Raw genomic sequence first — 22,655 nt, 5'->3', positions numbered from 1 at the left:
TTAATTATTCTATTGGAATGTGACGCTTAAAACAGGTATCGAAACATATAAAAGTATCGGTTCCAGCCACTCCTTTGATTAAATGTACGTTATCGTATAGTATTTTTTGTAAATGTTCATTGTCTCTAGCAAAGATTAAAATAAAAATAGCGTAGTAACCAGAAACAAAGTTACATTCGGTTATTTCAGGTATTTTTTCTAACTCGTGCATTACTTCTTTAGCAAAGCGAGCTTCACGTAATCTGATACCTGTGTATGATTTGGTTTTATAACCTAAGTTCTTTTCTTCTAAAACAAACTCAGCATTTTTAATAACACCCTCTGCGGTTAGCTTTTTAATGCGTTGATGAATTAAGGAGTTGGAAACTTTTAATTCTTCCGCAATTTGTGAATAGGCTTTACGAGCGTCTAAACGTAATTTTGAAAGTATTTGTTTGTCTATATAATCAAATTGATTTTCCAAAAGAATAATTTTGTTAGAATAAACTTAATATAAGCTACAAGATAAACAATCGTTTTTAACGAAAAAAAGTGTAGCCGATAATGCAAATATACGGCTACACTTTTTCAATATTCTATTTTATGATTAAGCATTTATTACAGCTAAGCAGTTTTGTATGCTTTCATCTTGCATGTCTTCATACCATTTTGTTAACTTATAAACAGGTTCACCTAAATCTTTTTCAAATAATGATTGATTAGAAGTGCCTTCATATTCACGCTTAGCATCATCTGTACCTAAGTTTGAAGCAAAAATTCCTGCTGCACTTACAGGTAAGAAGTCTTCGTAAACCATAGGTTCTATGCTTAAATAACCATCCTCTAATAATTGGTTTACATCTTCTTTTGTATACACTTTATCTTTAGGTAAGGTTTTTACTTTATCGGTGGTAAAATAATGGAAGTAAGCCAATTTTTTTGATTGTAACTCTTCGTAGTTATCAGGGAAAACTTTAAAATTTTTTGCTAATAATTTATTGTATTCTGAGGCATTTTCGGCAGTTGGTGATCCACCAATGGCTTTACGTGTTTTACCTAACAGTTCATGATACAAATCAAGTCCTTTTTGAGTTAACGCTACACCACGTTGTTCAATCTCACCAAAACGAGCTTTGTGTTCACCTATTTCTTCTTTTTCAACATTGTTTTTAAAAGTTACTTTTTCGGTCAATGCCTTAAAACTTGTTTGACGTAGTAAAATAGGGCATTTTCTTGCAGGAGGTCCTTCTATATTGTCTTTTGGTGGAATATTACGATCCTCCATACTTACTTGTACCTTGTCTATATCTAAAGTTCTAGGGGTTAGATGGTTGATGTGAGGTCCTTTGAAAGCAACAACATCAGCAATTAATCTGTGTTGATTTAGTAAAGCTTCGTACATTTCATAATCTACAGTAGCAGTATCGTGCCAACGAAAAGTTTCTAATGCTTCTTGAACAAAGGTTTCGGCATCTTCTTTATTTAGACCTCCTTCTTTTTCGGATTTATCAATGAGTTGTAAAACTTTTTCTGTAAAAATTTGACGTTTTTCTAAAATAGTTTCAACATTGTTACGAAGCTGAGCATCATCAATTAAATCTAAACGTAATAAAGAGGTGAAAACTCTGAATGGAGCTTGGTTAAGAGCTGTGCTTTCAATAGCTCTAAACGCCGTAGAGTGAACAGGAACACCAGCTGGGGCTAAATCATAGTAACCAACAGAATACATTCCCATAACCTTAAACAGACGTCTCATTGTAAATAGCTCATAGGGTTTACCTAAACGAATTGCTCCGTGGCGTTCCATATTTAGTCGAGTTAATTCTCCGGTATGTGCTAATTGTTCTTCAATTTCTTTAGACTCTGAAAGAACGTTTTCATTTATGTCATGAACCAAATCAAGTAGATCACCATAAAGCGGTACCTCTTTCTTGTACATGTCAGACATAATTTTAGAGAAGCGGTTACGAATGTACTCTGGAGAGACAAATTCTTCAGTCGTATTAGTAAAACTTTCTAGTTTATTTTTTGATGACATAGTTTATTGAGATTTGCTACAAATTAAATGAATTTAATTTTTTTTAGTGTCAATAAAAATGAATTTTGTTTTATTGGTGTTTATTTTGAGTTGATTTGCTTTTGTTAATACTTTTTTTTTAACCAAAAAGACAACTTTTTACTAAAAAGTGTTTTTTAAAAGTCAATTTGACTTTATTCCAGTTGTATAAGTCTTAGTGAAATATTCTTGAGTTTTTAATTCTATTAGAGAATAAGCATTGAGTGTATGTTGTTAAACAGTAAATTAAATGTTTCTTACCATTGTTAACTTTCAATGATATACGATGTTATTAATTTTATTTTAGCACCTTTTGCCCCTTTGAAAAAATAAAAGTTAGAAAAAGCATACTCTTTTTTGTTTTCTGTTTTAGTGATTCCATTTACAGCCCCTTCTTTTCCGTGAGATAAGATTTGTTTAAGTGTTAATTCAGTTACATTTTTCTCTTTTATTTTTTTTAATTTTTCAATAAACTCTTTCTTTCCTTCAATTTTTCTATCGCCAACTATATTCCAAACTATTTCATCGGTAACACTTTCGGTAAGAAAATCCAGATCTCCTTTTGCTAGGGCGATATTGAATTCTTTTAAGAATGTCATTTTAGGTGAATTTCCGCAGTTAGGGCTTGAAATAATTTTAAGCATAATGTTATTTTTCATGAGTAGTCTATGTTATTTCTCTACTTTAAATATTTTTTCAAAAGCATTGTAAACGGCTTCATGTAAGGCATCACCATGAGTTTTATCTTCTAAAAAATCGAAATAAAGCTTCGTGTTTTTAGTTTTTTTACTCAGTAGTTTACCATGTAGTTCTTTGGCAGTTCTTTCCATAATTGGTCCTTCTTTACCAACTGCAATGTAAATGTTCTTCTTAGTGTTGTACTTTAGCGGTGTAAAGGTTAAAAGTTTTTCAGCATCCCACCAAAGACTGGGGCTTACAATTATATAGTTATTAAAAAGGTTAGGGGTTTTAAATAAAACTTCTGTAGCTAAAAGTCCTCCAAGTGATTGTCCAATTAGTGTTTTATTATTTGTAGTTCTGTAGTTAGTATCTATAAAAGGAAGGAGTTCTTTTTTAAGAAATTGAATAAACTTTTCAGATTTCCCTGAAGTAGGAAATTCTTTTTGGTCAATTTCTATAGAAGAAGGATATGTAAAGTCTCTTTTTCTATCTACATTTCCAATACCAACTACTATAGCTTCAGGAAGCATATTTATCCATGGAAAAGAACCAAATTGTACAATTCCAGCAATGTGAATAAAGTCTTCATCTTTAGAACCATCTAATAAATAAATCACTGGATACTTTTTTGATTTATCAATATCGTAGCTTGTAGGAAAATAAATATTTAGTGTTCTATCTTCTTTTAAAATAGTCGATTTTATTTGAACAGTTTTTCCGATGGAAAAGTCACTCTCATTAATCTTTTTAGGAATATTTTGAGCAAAGGTTGAAAAAGCGATTAATAGAGCAACAAGTAATAAAGTTTTCTGTTTCATATTGCTAATAATAATGGTTATTGTACAATTATGTAAATATAACAGACTTTTACTCAATAGATACTATATCACCATCTTCAGGTAGGTAAACGTTATGATATAAGTTATTTTGCTTCAATATAGTTTTGAGTTTTTCTCTAGTTAATGGGCAATGATTAATAGCTTCCATATGATTAGCAACTACTAAACCCGATGAATTTCTTATAAATTTTAGAATATCGTCTACGCTCATAATAAGTTGCTTGAAAAGGTCAAATTGAGCAGCTCCACAGGCTAATACATTAATATCTGGTTTATAATTAGTCAATACTTTATGCACAGCGTCAGTATAAATAGTATCGGAGCTGAGGTAAATAGTTTTTTGACCAGGAAGTTTTATATAGAAACCTAATACATTTCCCATTAGTTTAGCTACAAAGCCATAACCGTGTTTGGCAGGTATTCCTTCTATTTCTCCTCCTAAAAAGGGTTGTTTTTCCCAGTATTTTAAACTTTGAACAACATTTAGCCCTCTCTTTTTAAAAGCCTTCTCATCCTTTACACTACAGGTAACAGGAATGTTATTTTTGATTAAAAATTCTACACCAGCATTATCTATATGATCTGGGTGTTGATGAGTTATTAAGCAATGAGTTACTTTTTTTAGTAGTGCGTGTGTTTTTTGGGGAAGTGGAACAGTTGGGTTTTTTCTAGCTTTATGTCTAAAGAGAGTAAATGGAGGCATAATTCCTTGGTTACCGAGCATTGGATCAACAAGAATAACCTCTTTTTCAGTTTCAATAATTATAGTAGCATTTCTTATTTGGTGTATATGTAACATGGTATAACTTTTTAGTTATACAAATGTCTTTTTTACACTATTTATTTTCATTGATTCAAATCAAGAAATACGTTTTTTAATTCTGCTTAACGTTTCTGGTGTTACGTTTAAATAAGAAGCTAAATGATATTGAGGTATGTTTTGTATCCATTCAGGTTTGTAAGTAAATAGTTCATTATACAATTCTTCAGGTGATTTTGTAATACGATTAAACTCTAGTCTTTCTTTTTGTTTTAAAAGTTTTTGAAAAGAGGCATCAACAAAGGTTTTACCACATTGATATTTTTCTAGTAAATCAAAAAAAGGTTGTCTTTCAATATTTAAAACTTCTACGGAAGTTAGACATTCTTGATTTTTCTTTGTTTTAGTATTATGACTAAAAGTTAGTAAATCGGAAATAAACTGAGGTTTTACATAAAAGTTGATATTAACTTCTTTGTCTTCATTTGCGTAATATTCTCTTACAATTCCATTATTTAAAAAACGCAACTTTTTTTCTTTAGAGTTTTCTTGAAGTAAAATAGTTCCTTTAGTGTGTTTTTCAATTTTAAATAAAGTAAACAGTTCATCAAGTCCATGTTGATTTAAAGGAAATTCTGTTTCAAAGAATTTAGAGATCTCAGAGAATGGTTTCATTAATCGTGTTTTTCGGTTCCAAATGCCAATGGTTTAGAATCTTTATCTAACAAAAATAAAGAAAGGTTTACAAATGAAAATATTATACTAATAACTGAGAAAAAAGTTAATGACATGTTTATATAGTTTAAGTTGTCAACTTTAAAAGCTATTGTGATTATAGAAGAAAGTCCAATAACATAAGCTATTAAACAAAGAAGGTAATTGAGAAAAGAGAAAGTAGTGTTTTTTAATCTCATATAAACTAATTTTAAATACCATATAAAAAGTATACATATTACAATTAAGGGAGGTAAAAAACTACCATAACTTAAAGTAGCTATACTTTTGTTAATGTTGAGTAATAGAGTAATTATGATAAGACCCAAAAATGTTGCTACGCACCATATACCTAGCTGTTTAATAAATTGATTAATAGTTAAACTTCCTTTCTTATAAACATCTTTTATACAAGGTTTAGTTCCATTAAGAACTGAAAGGAAGAGTATTGAACCTACTCCCAAAACAACATAAAAAAGCATACTTGATATATGAAAAATCTTTATTTGATTATCAATTTCGAAACCTAATAAATTAGAAAATACTCCTGTACTTGTAGTTACTTTTAGAAAGATAACATCAAAAAAAAGAAATATGAATACTCCTACCATAACACCTATCCATAATTTAGATTGTAAATCTTTTATTCTTTTAATAGCTAAAGTTACAGCGCTGTAAAATAAAATAAAACCTACAGGCAAATTAGGTATAGTAAATGGTTTTATAAGTTGATGTGTAGCTAGTAAGTGTGCACTTTTTGAGCTTAAAATTGACATGATACTAGCATTTATAGTAAAATCACTAATGAAACTAAAAGCAAAAAAGAATAAAACTATTATCCCAAATAAAAATTCTTCCTTATTAATAGTTTCTCTAGGGTCAAATAGTAATTTTATTATTTTGTAATTCATAACTGTTTTATTGGGGTTTGACTAAACAGGCTGTGGTTTGTTAAAGTAAAAACTAAATGTTGTTTGTGTTGGCTAGATTATTTTCATTCTTCTCATTTAATTCTAAATAATTATCTTTTCCGAATGATATATAATACAAAGGGTATAGAATGATAATTCCTGCAAGGATTAGAAAAATAAGACTTTTAGAAAACATAAATAAAGCAACAAATACCATCATAACAGCTCTTATAATTCCTTCATATTTAAAACTATTAAGAGTTAAAGTTACGGTTTGATCATCAGTAACATTTATGTTGATTTTTTGACTACTACACCAAGAGGCTTTGGCGTAAACTTCATATTCACCATTTTCTAACTCATATTCTCTATCTTCCCTTTTTATTAAACCTAGTTCTTTTTCGTTAGCATAGATTTTAGCACCAACTGTGCTCTCAATTTTAATTTTTCCCATTTTAATTTTTAAGTTGTTTAATGTATTGTGTGTTTCTTTTTATAGAATAATTATTTAACTAATTCTTTTGTTTTGTTCCAGAGGCTCTTTCCTTTATTCTTTAGGTCTTCAGTACTGGCATACTCTTTTAGGTTGTCAATAAAGCTTTTTAGATTATCAATAGTTTTAAATATTTCATTTGTATGTGGTACATTTTGTTCTTTCATTACTTTTTCCCAATCCACTTTTGATAAAATTGAGTACATGTATTTTGTAGCGATTTTACTCAAAAAGAATTTATCATAAAAACCATTTAAGACCTTACCTGACTCTCTGTTCTTAACATATTCAATAGATTCATCTATTCTTTTTTTATCTTCTGAAGAGAGCAGGGTACTTGTTTTAAGTTTGGATAAAGAAGCAATTGCTTTTTCGTTTTCTTCGTTTTTTAAATATAAATAGGTTTCTATTGACCAAGTAATTTCATTATTTAATCCAATTTTATTGGCATCTTTTAAAAATGCTTCAAAATCTTCAAGAGCACGTTTTTCATCAATTTCTCTTTCCATCATTAATCGATCAAAACCTCTGAATAAATGATTTAAAGAGTGAAGCCCTAAATGAGTACTTTTATTATCAAGGTTTCCCCATTGAAAGAAAGCTCTAGTGTAGGGTAAATCCACCTCTTTATTGTTGTTTAACCAGTTAATATTTCTTGAAATTTCATCTTCAGATAAATAATAAAGACCTTTTTCGAAAAACAAAAATCCTCTAAAGTATTGTAGCAATGTTTTAATTTCAGAATCTGGAAGTAATTCAGGATTTGTTTTTGTGCATTCGTAAAGTGATACTTCCTTACCCAAGTCTTTACTTAATATTACAACTGCACTTAAAATAGCATGCTCTATATTTTGAACATATTCTTTTTCCTCTCCTTTATAGTACTCTCTTTTTTTACTGATAGAATCTCCGTAAATTAGATTAAAAGAGTCTACTAATGTTGGAAAAATATCTTCATCAGTTTTCATAATAAAGTCTTCCATTCTTTTATAGTCACGGTATATTAGAATGTAATCTATGAGTGATAAACTTTCTGGGTTTTCAACATCATATTTTACAACTTTATTAAAAATCCTATCAAGATCTTTTTTAAAAGACTGAAATTCTGTAGAAATAGTATCTTTTTCAGCTGAAGAACGAATTAAAATTTTACCAAATTTATACGTTGCTATTTTATAAGAGTCTAAATTTTCTTTTAATTCAATTTTGTCTTTTTCAAGTAGTTCTTCGTCTGTTTTATTTTTAGTTGAGCAACTAATAGTCAGTAAAAATAGTACAGGAAGTAGGTGTTTAAAGTTTATTATGTAAACTGTTTTCATAGTAGTTTTGGATAATAGAAGGAACGAATAAACTTTAGGGAGATTGTTCTATTCCTTTTTTGTATTTGTATAGCAGTTAATTTATAACTATAAAATTTGTCGAAAATATTCATAAAAAAGATATATGACAAGTATAAAAAGAGTTTAATTAAAACCTAAGCCTTAAAGAACTTAAGGCTTAGATAGTTTGTTAGTAATTTACTATTCTTTTAAATTACTGTTAATTAAGAGAGACCATTTATTAGCAACTAATAGTTCATTGCTAATTAGAAGATCTGTTTCTTCATTATAAATAGTAATAAAAATGTTTTCATTTTTACTAATAAACTTAAGCTCTATTAATACAATTGTTTTATCATTTATACTTCGTGTTTTTTTTATAACCTTACATTCTTCAATAGTTTGTAAATCAATAACTTTACTGTATGTGTTTTCTTGCGCTTGTTTATAAAAGAAAAGAAACTTTTTAGATTTATCTATTCCTAAAATAAAATCATTACAAAATTCATACTCTTGTATAAAGCAATTGTATTCTTGAGAAAGATTATTTAGTATTTGAAGTTTTTCATTTTTCTTTGTTAATTGTCTTTTACGTACTAATATAAAAGCAGCCATACATATAACTAATAGTACAGCACCAACGATTGTGGTTCCTAAATCCATTTATTTTTAAATTAATTACATTAAATTTTACTCTTTAATTTATAAAGAGTATGTTTTCTTAGTAAGATTGATTAGTTTGTAGTTAAAACTTAATGAAGTTCTCACCAATGATAATGGAAAGGAAATATCAAATCAGACTTTCTATAATTTGATAATATATTTCTTGATAATGAAATATATTGAAGATATTTTCTATTGAAAAATAACTCAATAGACTTAAAGTTAAGACCAACTTCATAAAATGTATTTTTTACATTAGTTGAAGGAGGGTTGTTAAAATAGTTAGTGAAATTTTCTGACTCTGAGGTATGTTCTACGCCCTTAGAAGAAAGTTTTTGTTTGTATTCTTTATGCGAAGGGGTTGGGTCGTTAAACTTACTAGAAAAAGATTGCTCTTTTTGCGTATAACCAATGGTAGAAAAATATACCACTGTAATAAAAAGGACGCTCAAAAATCGCAACATTTTTTTCATATTACAAAATTACTTTAATAATTAAAATTAAAACTAATTATTAGTTAATTTTTAAGGCTTTCGTTAATTTCTTTAAAAACAGCAGGGTTATCGGCAAGAACAATTAAAGTGTCCGCAGTATTTATTATGGTTGAACCGTTTGGGGTAATGTAGTTACCATTTCTTTTTATCATGGCTATGATGGCGTTTTTAGGAAAGTTTAAATCCACAATTTTTTTATCTACCGCCTTACACGATTGTGTAATTGTGATTTCTTTCATTAAAGCTTTCGGATTTTCTTCTAACAGCATATCGGTAGCACTCAATTTTTTTGTTTCTTCAGGTAAAGCAACATTTAACCATTTTGCAACAAGACTTAGGGTTGTGCCTTGTATTAAAATAGAAGTAACCGATATAAAAAATACAATGTTAAAAATAATATTAGCTTTATTTATACCAGCTAAAAGAGGGTAGGTGGCAAAAACTATAGGTACGGCGCCACGTAAACCAACCCATGAAATATAAAAACGCCTTCTTAATTTCATTTTAAAAAAAAGTAAGCTAATAAAAACTCCTACTGGGCGAGCAATAAAAATTAAGAAAAGTGAAATAACAAGCCCAATACCTATGTAAGGAACAATTTGAGAAGGAAAAACAAGTAGTCCTAAAGTTAAAAACAGTACAATTTCCATTAACCAAGCTAATCCATCAAACATTTTTAAGATCGTTTTTTTATGAATTAAGTTTTGATTTCCTAGGTAAACAGCACAAATATATATAGCTAAAAAACCATTACCACCTATAAAATCTGTAAAAGAAAAAGTAATAAACATGAGTGCAATAACCAAAACTGGGTACAAACCTTCAAAGTCAAGTTTAATAGAGTTTATTATCTTTTTACTAAGCATTCCAAATAAAAAACCAGCAATAGCACCAAACACCATTTGTTGTAAAAATAAGGGTATTATAGATGTTACACTTTGATCTTGATGAGTAACCAATGTTAAAAAAGCAATAGTTAGTACATACGCCATAGGGTCGTTACTACCACTTTCTAACTCTAAAGTAGGACGTAAGTTTTCTCTTAAAGCTAAGTTTTTAGAGCGTAAAATAGAAAATACCGCAGCAGCATCAGTAGAAGAAACAATAGCTCCTAATAATAAACTTTCGTAAATTGTAAAATTGGTAATATTCCAAACAAATAACCCCAAGGAAACAGCGGTAAGCAATACTCCTAAGGTAGAGAGCACTAATCCTTCTTTGAGTATAGGTTTAACAGCTTTCCAGTTTGTGTCTAATCCCCCTGAAAATAGAATAAAATTTAAAGAAACAATTCCTATAAATTGTGCGGCTTTCGGATCGTCAAAAATAATACCACCAATACCATCAGATCCTGCAAGCATTCCAATACTTAAAAAAAGGAGTAAAGTAGGAACGCCAAATTTATACGATGTTTTTCCAACTATAATACTTATTAAAAGTAAAAGAGATCCTATTAATAAAATATTTTCAATGGTTAAATTCATGCAAGAAAATTTTAAACAAAGATATGGGTTTTAGCATTTTAATTATTGACTTTTTCATACAAAGAAAAAGCCAAAGCTGTACAGCTTTGGCTTAACTAATAAAACCAAGTATTAGTGTCATCGGAGTTAGCTAAACCAATGAACTAATGTTTTTAATATTTTACGGAGTTGTTTTTTTTACTAATATATCTTTGTAATCCCCTTGCTTAAAAGTTAACTGTTTGCCATCTGGAGAAAAAGTAAATGATATTGATTCAGCATAAACTTGATTCATAATAAATCGGTTATTTCCTTTATAAACTAAAGGCTCTTTAAACTCGTCTTTTATTAAGTGGATTAAAGTTTTTTTGTCTTTTATAAAGGTAGATTCATGTGTTTTATCTTTTAATGAAATATACTTACCTACAAATTTTTCAATTTCAGTTTCTGATATATCAACAATTACATCATTAAAATATAGATTGAGAATTTCTGAATATATATTATTTACATCAACTTTAGAAGCATTTGAAAGCAAGGTGAATGAAAGTTTTTCTTCAGGGAAGTAAATTGAAGTAGACCTAAAACCATCAACATGCCCTCGATGTCCATATCCTTGTCTATCATGAATTTTGTATCGGAAGAGTCCCATTCCGTAATGATCTTTTATAGTTTTCATTAATGATAAGCTTTTTGTTGAAATTAACTTACCTGTAAATAAAGCTTCTATAAAATTATTAATATCTTTTGAAGTTGAAACTATTGAACCACTACCTTTGAGAATAGACATATTAGTTTCAGGAAACTTACTCCATTCTTTATCGTAGATATACGAGTAAGCTTCATTATTATTAATATTTATTTTAGTACCTACATAAGTATCATAAAGATTAAGGGGTTTGCAGATTTTATTATGAATAAGGTCTTTGTATGTGGATTTATATGTTTTTTCTAGAATTAGTGATAGTAAAAAATAATTAGAATTGCTATAGTCACCTTTATCATTTGGTTCGAAATCACTTTTGTAATTCGAAATCATAGATAACATTTCAGAAATAGATTTATATTGAGTATGGTACTCCAAAAAATTATCTTTTGTAAAGTTATGAATACCACTTCTATGTTGAAGTAAATGAGCAATAGTAATTTTGTTTGCGTTTTTAAGCTTCGGAAAAAATATTTCTATAGTTTTATCAAGCGTTAGCTTGTTTTCTTCAAGGGCTTTAAAAATTAAGGTTGCTGTAAATATCTTAGAAGCTGATCCTATACGGTACTTTGTTACTGAATCTACTTTTTTAGAGGTTTTAATATCACTAAAACCTACAGTATTTTTATATACAGTCTTTCCCTTGTGAGATAATTCTATACTCCCCATAAAATTATTAGCTTCTAAATGAGTATTCAAAAGACTATCAATTTTGACTTGATATTTTTCTGAATTTTCTTTGACAGGCAGAGTAGATTTCTTGGTCTTTGTACAAGAAAAGAGTAGTATGATAAATGCTGTTATTAATATCAGTTTGTTCATTTTCTTCTTAGCTTTAACTAAAGGTTTATAATGATAAAAATTTAAAAGTATATTTTGTCCCTGTTGTTTAGTCTCGAGAAATTAATGTAGGCTAATTACTTTTGTCATTAACCATTTTGTATTTTCTTTTTTCGCAAATTGCGATAAACTTACTAGGGGTAGATTTAGCATTAGGTTCTCTATTATTAAAAAATTTATGATAACCTATTTCTACAGCTCCATAATTATTTATAGGATAAACTTCGATGCTTCCTTTTATTAAAGTGCGAGTAACCTTACCACAAATATTTCTTTCAGTAGCCGCTATAATTTCACTTTTTGAAGTAGATAAACCTCCCTTGTCATGAAAGAACTCAATATCATCACTTAAAATATCTGCTTGTGTTTTCATGTCACAAGTATTGTAAGCGTTAAAGAATATACTATCCATTTTTACAATTTGATTGTGTAGATTAATATCAACAGGTTTGTAGTTAGGAATTTCTTGTACTTGTCCATTCATTACCCATGATAGTAAGAGTGTGTATAGCAGGGTAACTATTTTCATAAAAAAGTTACCCTTAAAGAAGAAGTCAAATAAATCGTTCATAGTTTTTCAGTTTATGCGTTTACCAAGTTTTAAAGCTTAAAGCTCCTTCTTCATTATACAATCTACGGAAACCTTTAGATATATCATCTAATGTACCGTTTGAAATTCTAATGTTACCTACATAACCATCATTACAATCAATTTCTAAAACTAGATTATCAATTGTTTTATCATTATTAAATTTAGAGCTAACAATATCAATATCTATGTTTTTACGATCTTTAAACCAGTCAATTAATTTGTTAAGTTCATCTTCAGTAGTGTTTTTTGAAATGATAAATTCAGCTTTTACATTATTGATTGTACTATCAAATAAGAAACTTACTTCATCATCATTATCAGAATCCCAATCATCAGAATCTTCATTATTAATGTCTTCTTCATCACAATCTAAACAATCAAAACCTTTAGATGTCATTTTGAAATGATGATTGGCCATATCACGATCGTATACGTTTTGAACATTTTTTACATCATCTAAAAAGTTACGAGACGAACCTTCAAAATATATAGTTGTTCCTTCTGGGATGTATAAAACAGCGTCAATTTCTTCATCTTTCCACATGTTTTTGTATTCACTAATAAAAAAGGCGTCAAAAACAATTGTGTTGTTTGCTGTTTTAAAGTTATACAGAATAGCTTCTGCATTACTATTGGCATTATGACGTTTTCTTCCTTCCGAAGTTTTCTTGATTTCTATATAAGCATTACCAGTTTCACTCTTACGAACATCAATATTTATATCATTAGAGTACTTCATTTCTTTATCATTTACATGAACAGATATTGAATTATCTCTATTGCGTAAATTGTGTTGATAGTAAATATTATCATCGTTTACTACTCGTATTTTTAAAGGTTCTTCTTGGTTGTATGTAATACTATGTTTTGAAACATGTGCACCATCGTAAGCATGTGTAGTAAAATATTCAATACCAGAGAAACCGATTGCTAATAAAGAGATTAACCAAAGTCCAAACAATGTTAAAACTGTAGCAATACCAAGTCTTTTAACATTAGGAGATAAAATTCGTAATCCTAAAATAAATAGGACAACAAAAGGAATTCCTATCAAGAAAAATACAAATGTCATTAACAACCATTTAGGCATAGCTGAATCGTAAAAGAAAGGAGGATAATGAATCATGTCTCCATCAAAATTTAGGATTTCTAAGCTACCTACTGAAAATAAAGTTAGTAGTAATGAAATGATTGTAATACCAGCGATAAATATTAATAAAACGCCCATGAACTTACCAAACACTTTGAATATTGCTAGTAAAATTTTACCCATAGTGTCTATGAAATCCTGAAAACCAGATTTAGTTTGGTTGCGTAGTTTTTGATAATCAGCATTTGAGATTTTATCCGATAAATCATGGGCGCCTTCCTTTACCTTTGATGAAAGGTTTTCAAACTCATTACGAATTTTTTTTTCAATGTTATCAATATTTACAGCTTCACCCTCCATTTGCAACTTTTCAGAAGTGGTTTTAGCTTCTGGTAGAATAACCCATAAAATGATGTATCCTATAATTCCAAAACCAAATCCAGCTAGTGTTAAAATTAGAAAGGCTAAACGAATCCAAACAACATCTATATTAAAATAATGCCCAAGCCCAGAACAAACTCCTCCTAAAAACTTATCGTCACCATCTCTAAACATTTTTTTGTTAGAGGTGTTTCTTTTATAGTTGTAAGAAGTATTTTCGTTATAAGCTTCTTCAGCTTCTGCATAATCTTCTGGTTGCCCCATGATAGCAATAATTTCTTCAATATCACTTTCATTTACTACTTGGCGAGCATCGGTAATTCTTTCAGATAACAATTCGCTAATACGAGCTTCAATATCTGCTATGATTTCATTTTTACCTTGCGGGTCATCACTTAACGAACGAGCGATGGCGTCTAAGTATCGTTTTAATTTCTGATAGGCAGTTTCATCTATATGGAAGAAAAATCCGCCCAGGTTTATATTTATTGTCTTATTCATCTTTAGTTGATTTTGTACTTGTTACTTGGTTTACTGCGTTTACTAAATTATGCCATGTTTTGTCTAATTCTTTTAAAAACATTCCGCCATTTTCTGTGAGTACGTAATATTTTCTTGGAGGTCCAGAGGTTGATTCTTCCCATCTGTAACTTAATAATCCTGCATTTTTTAAGCGGGTAAGTAACGGATAAATGGTTCCTTCAACCACAATCATTTCTGCACTTTTTAGGTTAGAGAGTATTTCAGAAGTATAGGCATCTCCTTTTTGTAAAATTGATAAGATGCAATATTCTAAAACTCCCTTACGCATTTGTGCTTTAGTGTTTTCTATCTTCATGTAATGCGGTTTATGGGTTATTTTATAAATTTTATTGTAAGTGGATAATGATACATTTCACCTTTGTTTGCTTTCATAGCAGCTATAATTATCAGCGCTATTTTAATAAGAGCAACAATGCTTACTATTGAAGCAAATCCAAAAAAACCAAACAATCCTCCATGTCCATGGTACCCACCAAAGTCAATATCTATACCATCAAATCCGTTAAAAATTCTTCCGAAGAAAAAAGGAATAAAAGAAAGACCTAGTATAAAAATATATAGACTATAGCTTATGTTAAAATTAACAGCTTCTTTACCATGCTCATCTAAAAAAGTACTTCTCTCTTTTAAGGTTTGCCATAATATAAGAGGAGTAATAATACTGCCTAAAGGAAATAAATACCCTGCAAAAGCAGAAATATGTATTAAAAAAGCATTGGTGTTTTGATTGTTATGTTGCATAGTGAAATGATTTATATAATACTTTACATTGCAAATATATATCTTTTAAAAGGTATTATGCAATACATAGTACTAAAAATTAACAAAATTTAACATTTGAATCTAATGATATAATTAAAGAAAAAGCTGTACATTGCCTGTAAATACTGAAAAAAATGAAGTTTACACCTCGAAAAGTTAATATCTTTTTATTATTTAAATTACCATCAGCTTTTTTTACAGGAGTGCGATTAAAGTCTCTTACTAATAATACAGCAGTGGTAAAAGTAACCCATAGATGGGTAAATCAGAATCCATTTAAGTCTATGTTTTGGGCAGTACAAGGAATGGCATCAGAGTTATCGACTGGTATTTTGGTGATGAAAGAAATTGATGCCTCTAACAAAAAAATTTCGATGTTGGTAACTAACATGAATGGAACTTTTACAAAAAAAGCAGTAGGGAAAGTTCGTTTTGAATGTAATGATGGAGAGTTGATAAGAGAAACAATACAAAAAGCAATTGATACAAAAGAGGGGCAAACGGTAATTGTTAGGTCGGAAGGTTTTAATGAAGAAGGTATTTCTGTTTCGAAGTTTGAATATGAATGGAGTTTAAAGGTAAAATCGTAACAAAAAGAAAGTTTTGATGTCTAATAAATAGAAAAACAAAAAATTATGAATGCACACGAAATAGATTATCGCATTTTTGGAGAAGAAATGCAGTATGTAGAAATAGAATTAGATCCGCAAGAAGGAGTAGTTGCCGAAAGTGGTAGCTTTATGATGATGGATGCTGATGTAAGGATGAATACAATATTTGGAGATGGATCTAATCAAGAAAAAGGCTTATTGGGAAAGATTTTTTCTGCAGGAAAACGAATTTTAACAGGGGAAAGTTTGTTTATGACGGTATTTACAAATGATGGTCAAGGAAAAAAGCAAGTTTCTTTTGCTTCACCATATCCAGGAAAAATAATTCCGATTGACTTAACTGAGTTTGGAGGTAAGTTTATTTGTCAGAAAGATGCTTTTTTATGTGCAGCTAAAGGTGTGTCTATTGGTATAGAGTTTTCAAAACGTTTAGGAAGAGGTTTGTTTGGAGGAGAGGGATTCATTATGCAAAAAATGGAAGGTGATGGTATTGGTTTTGTTCATGCAGGAGGTACTATGGCGAAAAAGGTTTTACAGCCTGGTGAAGTTTTAAAAGTTGATACAGGTTGTATTGTAGGTTTTACCCAAGATGTTGATTATGATATTGAGTTTGTAGGTGGTATAAAAAATACCATTTTTGGAGGTGAAGGATTGTTCTTTGCAAAATTAAGAGGTCCTGGTACTGTATATATTCAATCATTACCATTTAGTCGATTAGCAGGTAGAGTGTTAGCAATGGCTCCACAAACAGGAAAAGGCGATAGAGGAGAAGGAAGTGTTTTAGGAGGTTTAGGAGATATCTTAGATGGAGATAATAGATTTTAAAATTATTGATTTAATTATATAAACAAAAAAAAGCCGCTAAATTTAGCGGCTTTTTTTTGTTTATGATAATAAGGTTTAGATACCTAACTCTTCAAACATATTAATTAAACGTTCTCCTTGTGATGGTGCAGGAGCATTTGGACTTACAATATTACCATCAGGATCAATGATGATAAATCTTGGTAAACCTTTAATTAAGAAATTTTGAGCCCAGTCTAAATTTAAGTGACTATCTCCAGCCATTAACTGTATACCTGTCATTTCTCTATCTTGAATGGTTTCTTTCCATTTTTCGTCATTCCCTTTAGCGTCAACATTAATACTTACAAACTCAATGTTTTTACCATGGTATTCTTGCTCTAATCTCTTTAATAAAGGGATTTCTCTTTTACAATAAGCACACCAAGTAGCCCAAACATCAATATATAAGTATTTTCCTTGTCCTAATAAGTCATCTAAAGAAGTAGTACCACCATCGTAGTTTACATAGTCTTTAAATTTAGGAGCAGGTTGTCCTTTAGCTGTGGTTTTTAATAACTCGTAATCTTTAGTAATTTCTTCTTTATGTGCTTTATTCGTAGAATACGCCATAAATTTTCTATAAAACTCTTTTAAGTCACTAGCATATGTTATAGTACTTTCTGCACTGTTGTATAATAAATCGTTTTTAGCGATTGTATCAGTTACCTCAGTTTGTATAGTTTCTAAATAAGTTAAATAATAATCTTCTCCTTCTTTATTATTTTTCTTAGCTAGATTTTTTAACTCAGTTTCTAACATTGCTCTATAGAAGTAACAGTTAACATAATCTGAACCACTACTGTAGTTAAAGTTTTCTAGCGGATCAGGGAAGTCTTTTGAAACTTTAAAGTCTTTGTCGCCAGTTAAAGTAGCATGAAAGTCTTGATAGTTGTACAAGTTTCTCAAACATTCGTAGTCAATATTTTTAACTTCTTGTTTTAAGAAGTCAGCAGGTAATTGCTTAGAAATTGAAAGCTCTGTTACAGCATCTTTGTACTCATTAGTTTTATTCAAGAATTCTTCTTCTTCTAAAGCAAAATATTTATTAGCGCTAACAAGTATTTCAGGCCAAGTTTTTTGTTTTTCATAAAGGTAACTATTGATATTCTTATTAGTACCTTCAAAATTGATGAAGTCAGCATTCTTGTAATCAAATACAATACCTGCATCATCAGTTTTTGTTAAATACAAATTAATAGGTTTTTTATCACATACTAGAGTGTAGTAACCATCTCTATTAATTCTAAGGGTATCAACAAAAGAACCAGTTTTTCTGTCAAATTTAATTTTCTTTTCAAAACGAAAGCCATTTAAAGTAATGTTGCTTTTTTTGAAGTTTTCAATTTTACCAGTTAAAACTAAGTAGTCTTTAACAGGTTTTTCTTCTTTTTTACATGAAATTATCGTAACTCCTAAGAGGGCTAAAAGTACTAGTTTTTTCATTGTTTAATGTTTAGTGAGAATATGGTGTTTAAGGCGCCGAAGTTACTTTTTTTAACTTTTTAATCAAAAAAATTAACATTTTATTTAAACGATACTCTATTTTTTACAATAAATCACCTTGAAGTTTTATCTTTTTTTTGGTTCTTTGTACACCTTAAAAATATTAAAATGGATACTACACATATAATAAATTCACAACCAGTTGGTTTAGAAGATATTCATAGTATTGTATTACTAGATAAAAAGCTTTCTTTATCAGAAGAGTCAAAAGAGAAGATCTTAAAATGTCGTGCATATCTTGATGAGAAAATGAAAACTCATAGCGACCCTATTTATGGAATTAATACTGGATTTGGTTCGTTATGTAATGTTAAGATTAGTGGAGATAATTTACAACAGCTTCAAGAAAACTTGGTAATGAGTCATGCTTGTGGAACAGGAGACGAAGTACCTCAAGAAGTTGTAAAATTAATGTTGTTATTAAAAATACAATCATTAAGCTATGGTCATTCAGGAGTTCAATTGGCAACTGTAGAGCGTTTGATAGAGTTTTATAACAACGATATTTTACCAGTTGTATATACGCAAGGTTCATTGGGAGCTTCTGGAGATTTAGCACCATTAGCTCACCTTTCATTACCGTTAATTGGCCTAGGAGAGGTAAACGTTGCTGGAGAACGAATTTCAGGAGAAAACTTATTGGAAAAATTTGGTTGGGAGAAAATAAACTTACAATCAAAAGAAGGTTTAGCGCTGTTAAATGGAACTCAATTTATGAGTGCGTATGGTGTGCATAACTTATTAAAGGCTTATAAACTTTCTTACTTAGCAGATGTTATTGGATCTGTTTCTTTGGAAGCTTTTGATGGAAGAATAGAACCATTTAATGAGTTGATACATTTGGTACGTCCACATAACGGTCAATTAGCTACCGCTAAACGTATTAAGGAAGTATTAGAAGGAAGTGAGTTAATTGAACAACCAAAAGAACATGTGCAAGATCCTTACTCATTCAGATGTATGCCTCAGGTTCATGGAGCAACAAAAGATACATTAGAGTTTGTGAAGAAAACATTTATTACAGAAATAAACTCGGTAACAGATAATCCGAATATTTTTGTAGATGAAGATATTATTGTTTCTGGAGGAAATTTCCACGGGCAACCGCTAGCTTTAGCATTAGATTATTTAGCTATTGCAATTGCTGAATTGGGAAATATTTCAGAAAGAAGAACTTATCAGTTAGTATCTGGTTTAAGAGGGTTACCAGACTTTTTAGTGTCTAACCCAGGATTAAATAGTGGATTTATGATTCCACAATATACTGCGGCTAGTATTGTAAGTGCAAATAAACAATTCTGTACACCATCTAGTGTAGATTCTATTGTATCGAGTAATGGACAAGAGGACCATGTAAGTATGGGGGCTAATGCTGCTGTTAAAGCTAAAAAAGTAATAGATAATGTATGTTCAGTATTAGCTATTGAGTTAATGAATGCTTCTCAGGGACTTTCTTTTAGAGAGTATAGTACTTCTGAGTTTTTAGCTTCTTTTGTAAGTATGTTTAGACAAGATGTGCCTGTAGTGAATGACGACAGGGTGTTGCATAATGATATAAAGAATGCAGAAAACTTTATCAATAACTTAACTATTGAGGTTGATGAACTATTTTAAGTAATCATCACATAAATTAATATAAAAAGCTCAAATTGTAAATTTACGATTTGAGCTTTTTATTTGTACTGCTTACACCATAGATTTATTACAATAAGTAGCTTTTTCAAAATCTCTAATATTAATAGAAATAATTGGAACTTCAGGAAACATTAATTTTAATTCAGTAACAATCTTTTCTGAAAGATTCTTTTTTTGAGCAGTGTTTCTTCCTTCCATAATATTAGCAAAAATATGGATAAAATCATCATTGGTATTTCCCACAGTATAATACTCAAAAGGGTTAATTCTTACCTTAATATCTCTTTTATCAAAAAGATTTGTTGATTCTGCTGTATCATAAACTTTTTGAATAATCTCTTTTGGTGATTTTAATTTGATAATGTTTTCAGAGCAATCAATTACAAAATGTGGCATAATTATTTTTGTTTAGTTGTATTGTATAAGGTTATGACGAATCAAATAACTTTTAGCTACATACTATGTGGCAATTAATAGTAAATTCAAAAGAAGTTGAATCTGTTATAATTTAGGTTGTAAGTGGCTAGATAATTTTTTTATGCTAATGGTTTATTTTTTAGCACGTTCTACCAATTCTAACTGTTCTATTTTAGCTTCCGTAGTAAACAAACCGTAATTAATAAACGCTTTCTTCTTTTCTATTTTATCAATGGTTCCTACTGCGTTTCCGTCAATTAAACGAACCCTGTCGTTTACTTTAAAAACATAGGCGGCTCTTTCTTTTGCAATTTTTTCCGCTTCTTTTTTCTTTTCTTCTCTAACCTTTACAACTTTTTGAAGTACTTCCTTTTCTACTTTTTTAATTGCCTCCTGTTGTTTTTGTGTAGCAACTTTGTCTTCTTTCTTTTCTGTTTTGGTTTTCTTTTTAGGTGGATTTTTCTTTATATACTTGGTCTTTTCTGCCATTGCCCATTTAAAAAAACTAGCAGAAAGCTCTTTTTTATTATTTGTTTGGAAGTATTTATTAAGCATTTCATTAATATTTCTTCCTAATGATAACATACGTTGGTTGTTATCGTATAATTCTTGAAAACCTTCTAGCTTTTCACGTATCTTAAGCTCTTTTTCTTGTAAGTTTTCAATATGCTCTTGTCCTTTAGATTTTTGTTTATTTAAACTTTCAGAAGTTTTTTGCAAACGATTTCGTTCCTTTTGAAGTTTAGAAATTGTTTTATCTAAACGAACTTTTTCAGTTTCTACACGCTTTTTAGCACGGTTAATTAAACTATATGGAATTCCGTTTTTCTGTGCTACCTCAAACGTAAAAGAACTACCAGCTTGTCCTATGTACAATTTGTATAAAGGTTCTAAAGTACGTTCGTCAAACTGCATATTAGCATTGGTAACATTATCTAACTCATCAGCTAATACTTTTAAGTTGGCATAGTGCGTGGTTATAATTCCAAAGGCTTTCTTCTCATAAAACTCTTCTAAGAAAATCTCAGCTAAAGCACCTCCTAATTCAGGATCGGAACCCGTACCAAATTCATCAATTAAAAACAAGGTGTTATCATTACACTTTCTTAAAAAGTAACGCATGTTTTTTAATCGATAGCTATAGGTACTCAATTGATTTTCGATAGATTGGTTATCACCAATATCAGTTAAGATAGTATTGAAAAGTGTGGTTTCACTACGTTCATGAACAGGAATCAATAATCCACTTTGTAACATGACTTGTAACAAGCCAATTGTTTTAAGTGTAATACTTTTACCACCAGCATTTGGTCCTGAAATAACAATAATTTGTTGTTGTTCACTTAATTGAATGGTCTGCGGGATAGTTTCAATATCCTTAACCTTATTTTTTTGCCATAAAATAGGATGAAAAGCATTTTTTAGAAAAACCTTTTTTTCCTTCGTAATTTTAGGAAGTAGTCCGTTGATGCTCTTAGCATATTTTGCTTTAGCACCCACCACATCTAAATGTGTTAAAAATGAAACATACTCATTTAAGAGCGGAGTATAAGGGCGTATTTCAGTAGCTAGACTCCTTAGTATGCGTACAACTTCTTGCTTTTCTTCATACAAAAGGTTTTGTAACTCTCTACTGTAAGCCAACGTGGCTTGTGGAGCAATGTATACAATGTTTCCTGACTTAGAAGAACCTAATAAACTTCCTTTAACTTTACGTCTGTGCATAGCTAAAACAGCTAGCACACGTTGATTGTCAATAACGGTTTCTTTAATATCATCTAAATATCCACTCGACATGTTTTTACTCAAAGCCCGAGAAAAGCTTTCAGAAATTTTACTTCTTACAGAACCAATTTCTTTTCGTATTTGTTTTAAAGCTGTAGAAGCATTATCCGCAACCTCACCATAGGGGGTAATAACTTTTTTAATATTATCTACAATAACCGTTGTGAACTCAACTTCATCACTTAGAGAAAATAGCGTAGGATAGTAGGTTTGAAACTTTTTTAAAAACTTCTTTTGTTCATTTACTGTTTCTGAAACTGATGAAACTTTTAAGAAACCATCTGTTTCTAAAAAACTATTTTCAATAGCAAGTCGTTTAATTTCCTCAGAAATATCTTCAAAATAATGATTTGGAATTCTGTTTTCGTTTTCAAAAGAAGACAGATATTCATTCACCATATTCAACTCAAAAAATAACTTTTTTTTGTTTGAAATAGGCTGAATTAGCATTGTTTTTTCTTTTCCTAAATTTGAAATACAATGCGTTGCAACTTGTTCTAAAACTGTTGTAAACTCTAAATCTTGAAGTGTTTTTTCTGTAATGTTTTTAGTCAAAATAGTATATTTGAAAC

Annotated in this window: 23 protein-coding genes; 3 read left to right on the top strand and 20 right to left on the bottom strand. The window is 29.7% G+C overall.

Going from position 1 to position 22,655, the window contains the following annotated elements:
- Positions 1-4 precede the first annotated feature (4 nt).
- The 17 genes from LCI24_RS11490 to LCI24_RS11410 form a co-directional block, all read right to left on the bottom strand.
- Complete coding sequence (locus tag LCI24_RS11490; protein ID WP_241210203.1) at positions 5-463, bottom strand: Lrp/AsnC family transcriptional regulator; 459 nt, start codon at positions 461-463, stop codon at positions 5-7.
- A 123-nt stretch (positions 464-586) separates the two neighbouring features.
- The gene (gene hglS / locus LCI24_RS11485; protein ID WP_274640498.1) at positions 587-2,017 is read right to left on the bottom strand and encodes a 2-oxoadipate dioxygenase/decarboxylase HglS; all 1,431 of its coding nucleotides are present in this window, start codon (positions 2,015-2,017) and stop codon (positions 587-589) included.
- 284 nt (positions 2,018-2,301) lie between these two features.
- Positions 2,302-2,694 carry a nuclear transport factor 2 family protein gene (locus tag LCI24_RS11480; protein WP_274640497.1) on the bottom strand — a complete coding sequence of 131 codons (393 nt, stop codon included), beginning with the start codon at positions 2,692-2,694 and terminating at the stop codon, positions 2,302-2,304.
- A gap of 12 nt (positions 2,695-2,706) precedes the next feature.
- Positions 2,707-3,534: an alpha/beta hydrolase gene (locus LCI24_RS11475; RefSeq protein ID WP_274640496.1), complete on the bottom strand. Its 828-nt coding sequence runs from the start codon at positions 3,532-3,534 to the stop codon at positions 2,707-2,709.
- Positions 3,535-3,583: 49 nt separating this feature from the next.
- Positions 3,584-4,354 (bottom strand): MBL fold metallo-hydrolase, encoded by a 771-nt coding sequence (locus LCI24_RS11470; protein WP_274640495.1) that lies wholly within the window; start codon positions 4,352-4,354, stop codon positions 3,584-3,586.
- 60 nt (positions 4,355-4,414) lie between these two features.
- Positions 4,415-4,990 (bottom strand): Crp/Fnr family transcriptional regulator, encoded by a 576-nt coding sequence (locus LCI24_RS11465; RefSeq protein WP_274640494.1) that lies wholly within the window; start codon positions 4,988-4,990, stop codon positions 4,415-4,417.
- Complete coding sequence (locus LCI24_RS11460; RefSeq protein WP_274640493.1) at positions 4,990-5,940, bottom strand: hypothetical protein; 951 nt, start codon at positions 5,938-5,940, stop codon at positions 4,990-4,992. Before LCI24_RS11460 ends, LCI24_RS11465 begins: the two co-directional genes overlap by 1 nt.
- A gap of 52 nt (positions 5,941-5,992) precedes the next feature.
- The gene (locus LCI24_RS11455; protein WP_274640492.1) at positions 5,993-6,394 is read right to left on the bottom strand and encodes a hypothetical protein; all 402 of its coding nucleotides are present in this window, start codon (positions 6,392-6,394) and stop codon (positions 5,993-5,995) included.
- Between the two features lie 50 nt (positions 6,395-6,444).
- A complete protein-coding gene (locus LCI24_RS11450; protein WP_274640491.1) occupies positions 6,445-7,752 on the bottom strand; it encodes a short-chain dehydrogenase in 1,308 nt (435 codons plus the stop codon).
- A 201-nt stretch (positions 7,753-7,953) separates the two neighbouring features.
- Positions 7,954-8,415 (bottom strand): hypothetical protein, encoded by a 462-nt coding sequence (locus LCI24_RS11445; protein WP_274640490.1) that lies wholly within the window; start codon positions 8,413-8,415, stop codon positions 7,954-7,956.
- Positions 8,416-8,516: 101 nt separating this feature from the next.
- Positions 8,517-8,888 carry a hypothetical protein gene (locus LCI24_RS11440; protein WP_274640489.1) on the bottom strand — a complete coding sequence of 124 codons (372 nt, stop codon included), beginning with the start codon at positions 8,886-8,888 and terminating at the stop codon, positions 8,517-8,519.
- A 44-nt stretch (positions 8,889-8,932) separates the two neighbouring features.
- On the bottom strand, positions 8,933-10,393 hold the full coding sequence (locus tag LCI24_RS11435) for a potassium/proton antiporter (RefSeq protein ID WP_274640488.1): 1,461 nt from the start codon (positions 10,391-10,393) through the stop codon (positions 8,933-8,935).
- 160 nt (positions 10,394-10,553) lie between these two features.
- Complete coding sequence (locus LCI24_RS11430) at positions 10,554-11,900, bottom strand: serine hydrolase domain-containing protein (protein ID WP_274640487.1); 1,347 nt, start codon at positions 11,898-11,900, stop codon at positions 10,554-10,556.
- Between the two features lie 91 nt (positions 11,901-11,991).
- Positions 11,992-12,489 carry a nuclear transport factor 2 family protein gene (locus LCI24_RS11425; protein WP_274640486.1) on the bottom strand — a complete coding sequence of 166 codons (498 nt, stop codon included), beginning with the start codon at positions 12,487-12,489 and terminating at the stop codon, positions 11,992-11,994.
- 19 nt (positions 12,490-12,508) lie between these two features.
- Positions 12,509-14,482, bottom strand: coding sequence for a PspC domain-containing protein (locus LCI24_RS11420; protein ID WP_274640485.1), 1,974 nt, complete (start codon positions 14,480-14,482; stop codon positions 12,509-12,511).
- Positions 14,475-14,819, bottom strand: coding sequence for a PadR family transcriptional regulator (locus LCI24_RS11415; RefSeq protein ID WP_047789417.1), 345 nt, complete (start codon positions 14,817-14,819; stop codon positions 14,475-14,477). Before LCI24_RS11415 ends, LCI24_RS11420 begins: the two co-directional genes overlap by 8 nt.
- A 17-nt stretch (positions 14,820-14,836) precedes the next feature.
- Positions 14,837-15,265, bottom strand: a complete 429-nt coding sequence (locus LCI24_RS11410) for a DUF4870 domain-containing protein (RefSeq protein WP_274640484.1) — start codon at positions 15,263-15,265, stop codon at positions 14,837-14,839.
- 155 nt (positions 15,266-15,420) lie between these two features.
- Here LCI24_RS11410 and LCI24_RS11405 point away from each other — a divergent pair, with 155 nt between their 5' ends.
- Both LCI24_RS11405 and LCI24_RS11400 read left to right on the top strand, forming a co-directional pair.
- Positions 15,421-15,876 (top strand): DUF4442 domain-containing protein, encoded by a 456-nt coding sequence (locus tag LCI24_RS11405; RefSeq protein WP_274640483.1) that lies wholly within the window; start codon positions 15,421-15,423, stop codon positions 15,874-15,876.
- A gap of 45 nt (positions 15,877-15,921) precedes the next feature.
- The gene (locus LCI24_RS11400; protein ID WP_274640482.1) at positions 15,922-16,722 is read left to right on the top strand and encodes a TIGR00266 family protein; all 801 of its coding nucleotides are present in this window, start codon (positions 15,922-15,924) and stop codon (positions 16,720-16,722) included.
- Between the two features lie 75 nt (positions 16,723-16,797).
- Here the strand turns inward: LCI24_RS11400 and LCI24_RS11395 are convergent, their stop codons facing one another.
- Positions 16,798-18,186 (bottom strand): TlpA family protein disulfide reductase, encoded by a 1,389-nt coding sequence (locus tag LCI24_RS11395; protein WP_274640481.1) that lies wholly within the window; start codon positions 18,184-18,186, stop codon positions 16,798-16,800.
- A gap of 168 nt (positions 18,187-18,354) precedes the next feature.
- Here LCI24_RS11395 and hutH point away from each other — a divergent pair, with 168 nt between their 5' ends.
- Entirely contained in the window at positions 18,355-19,860 is a 1,506-nt protein-coding gene (gene hutH / locus LCI24_RS11390) for a histidine ammonia-lyase (RefSeq protein WP_274640480.1), read from the top strand.
- Between the two features lie 72 nt (positions 19,861-19,932).
- Here the strand turns inward: hutH and LCI24_RS11385 are convergent, their stop codons facing one another.
- Both LCI24_RS11385 and LCI24_RS11380 read right to left on the bottom strand, forming a co-directional pair.
- Positions 19,933-20,277, bottom strand: a complete 345-nt coding sequence (locus tag LCI24_RS11385; RefSeq protein ID WP_274640479.1) for a 5-carboxymethyl-2-hydroxymuconate Delta-isomerase — start codon at positions 20,275-20,277, stop codon at positions 19,933-19,935.
- Between the two features lie 153 nt (positions 20,278-20,430).
- Positions 20,431-22,638, bottom strand: a complete 2,208-nt coding sequence (locus LCI24_RS11380) for an endonuclease MutS2 (RefSeq protein WP_274640478.1) — start codon at positions 22,636-22,638, stop codon at positions 20,431-20,433.
- Positions 22,639-22,655: the final 17 nt, after the last annotated feature.

It is taken from the genome of Tenacibaculum larymnensis (genome assembly GCF_028829235.1).
In the GTDB taxonomy this organism is placed as follows: domain Bacteria; phylum Bacteroidota; class Bacteroidia; order Flavobacteriales; family Flavobacteriaceae; genus Polaribacter; species Polaribacter larymnensis.
Note: the sequence above shows the minus strand (reverse complement) of the source record. Positions and strands in the feature narration are given on the sequence as shown.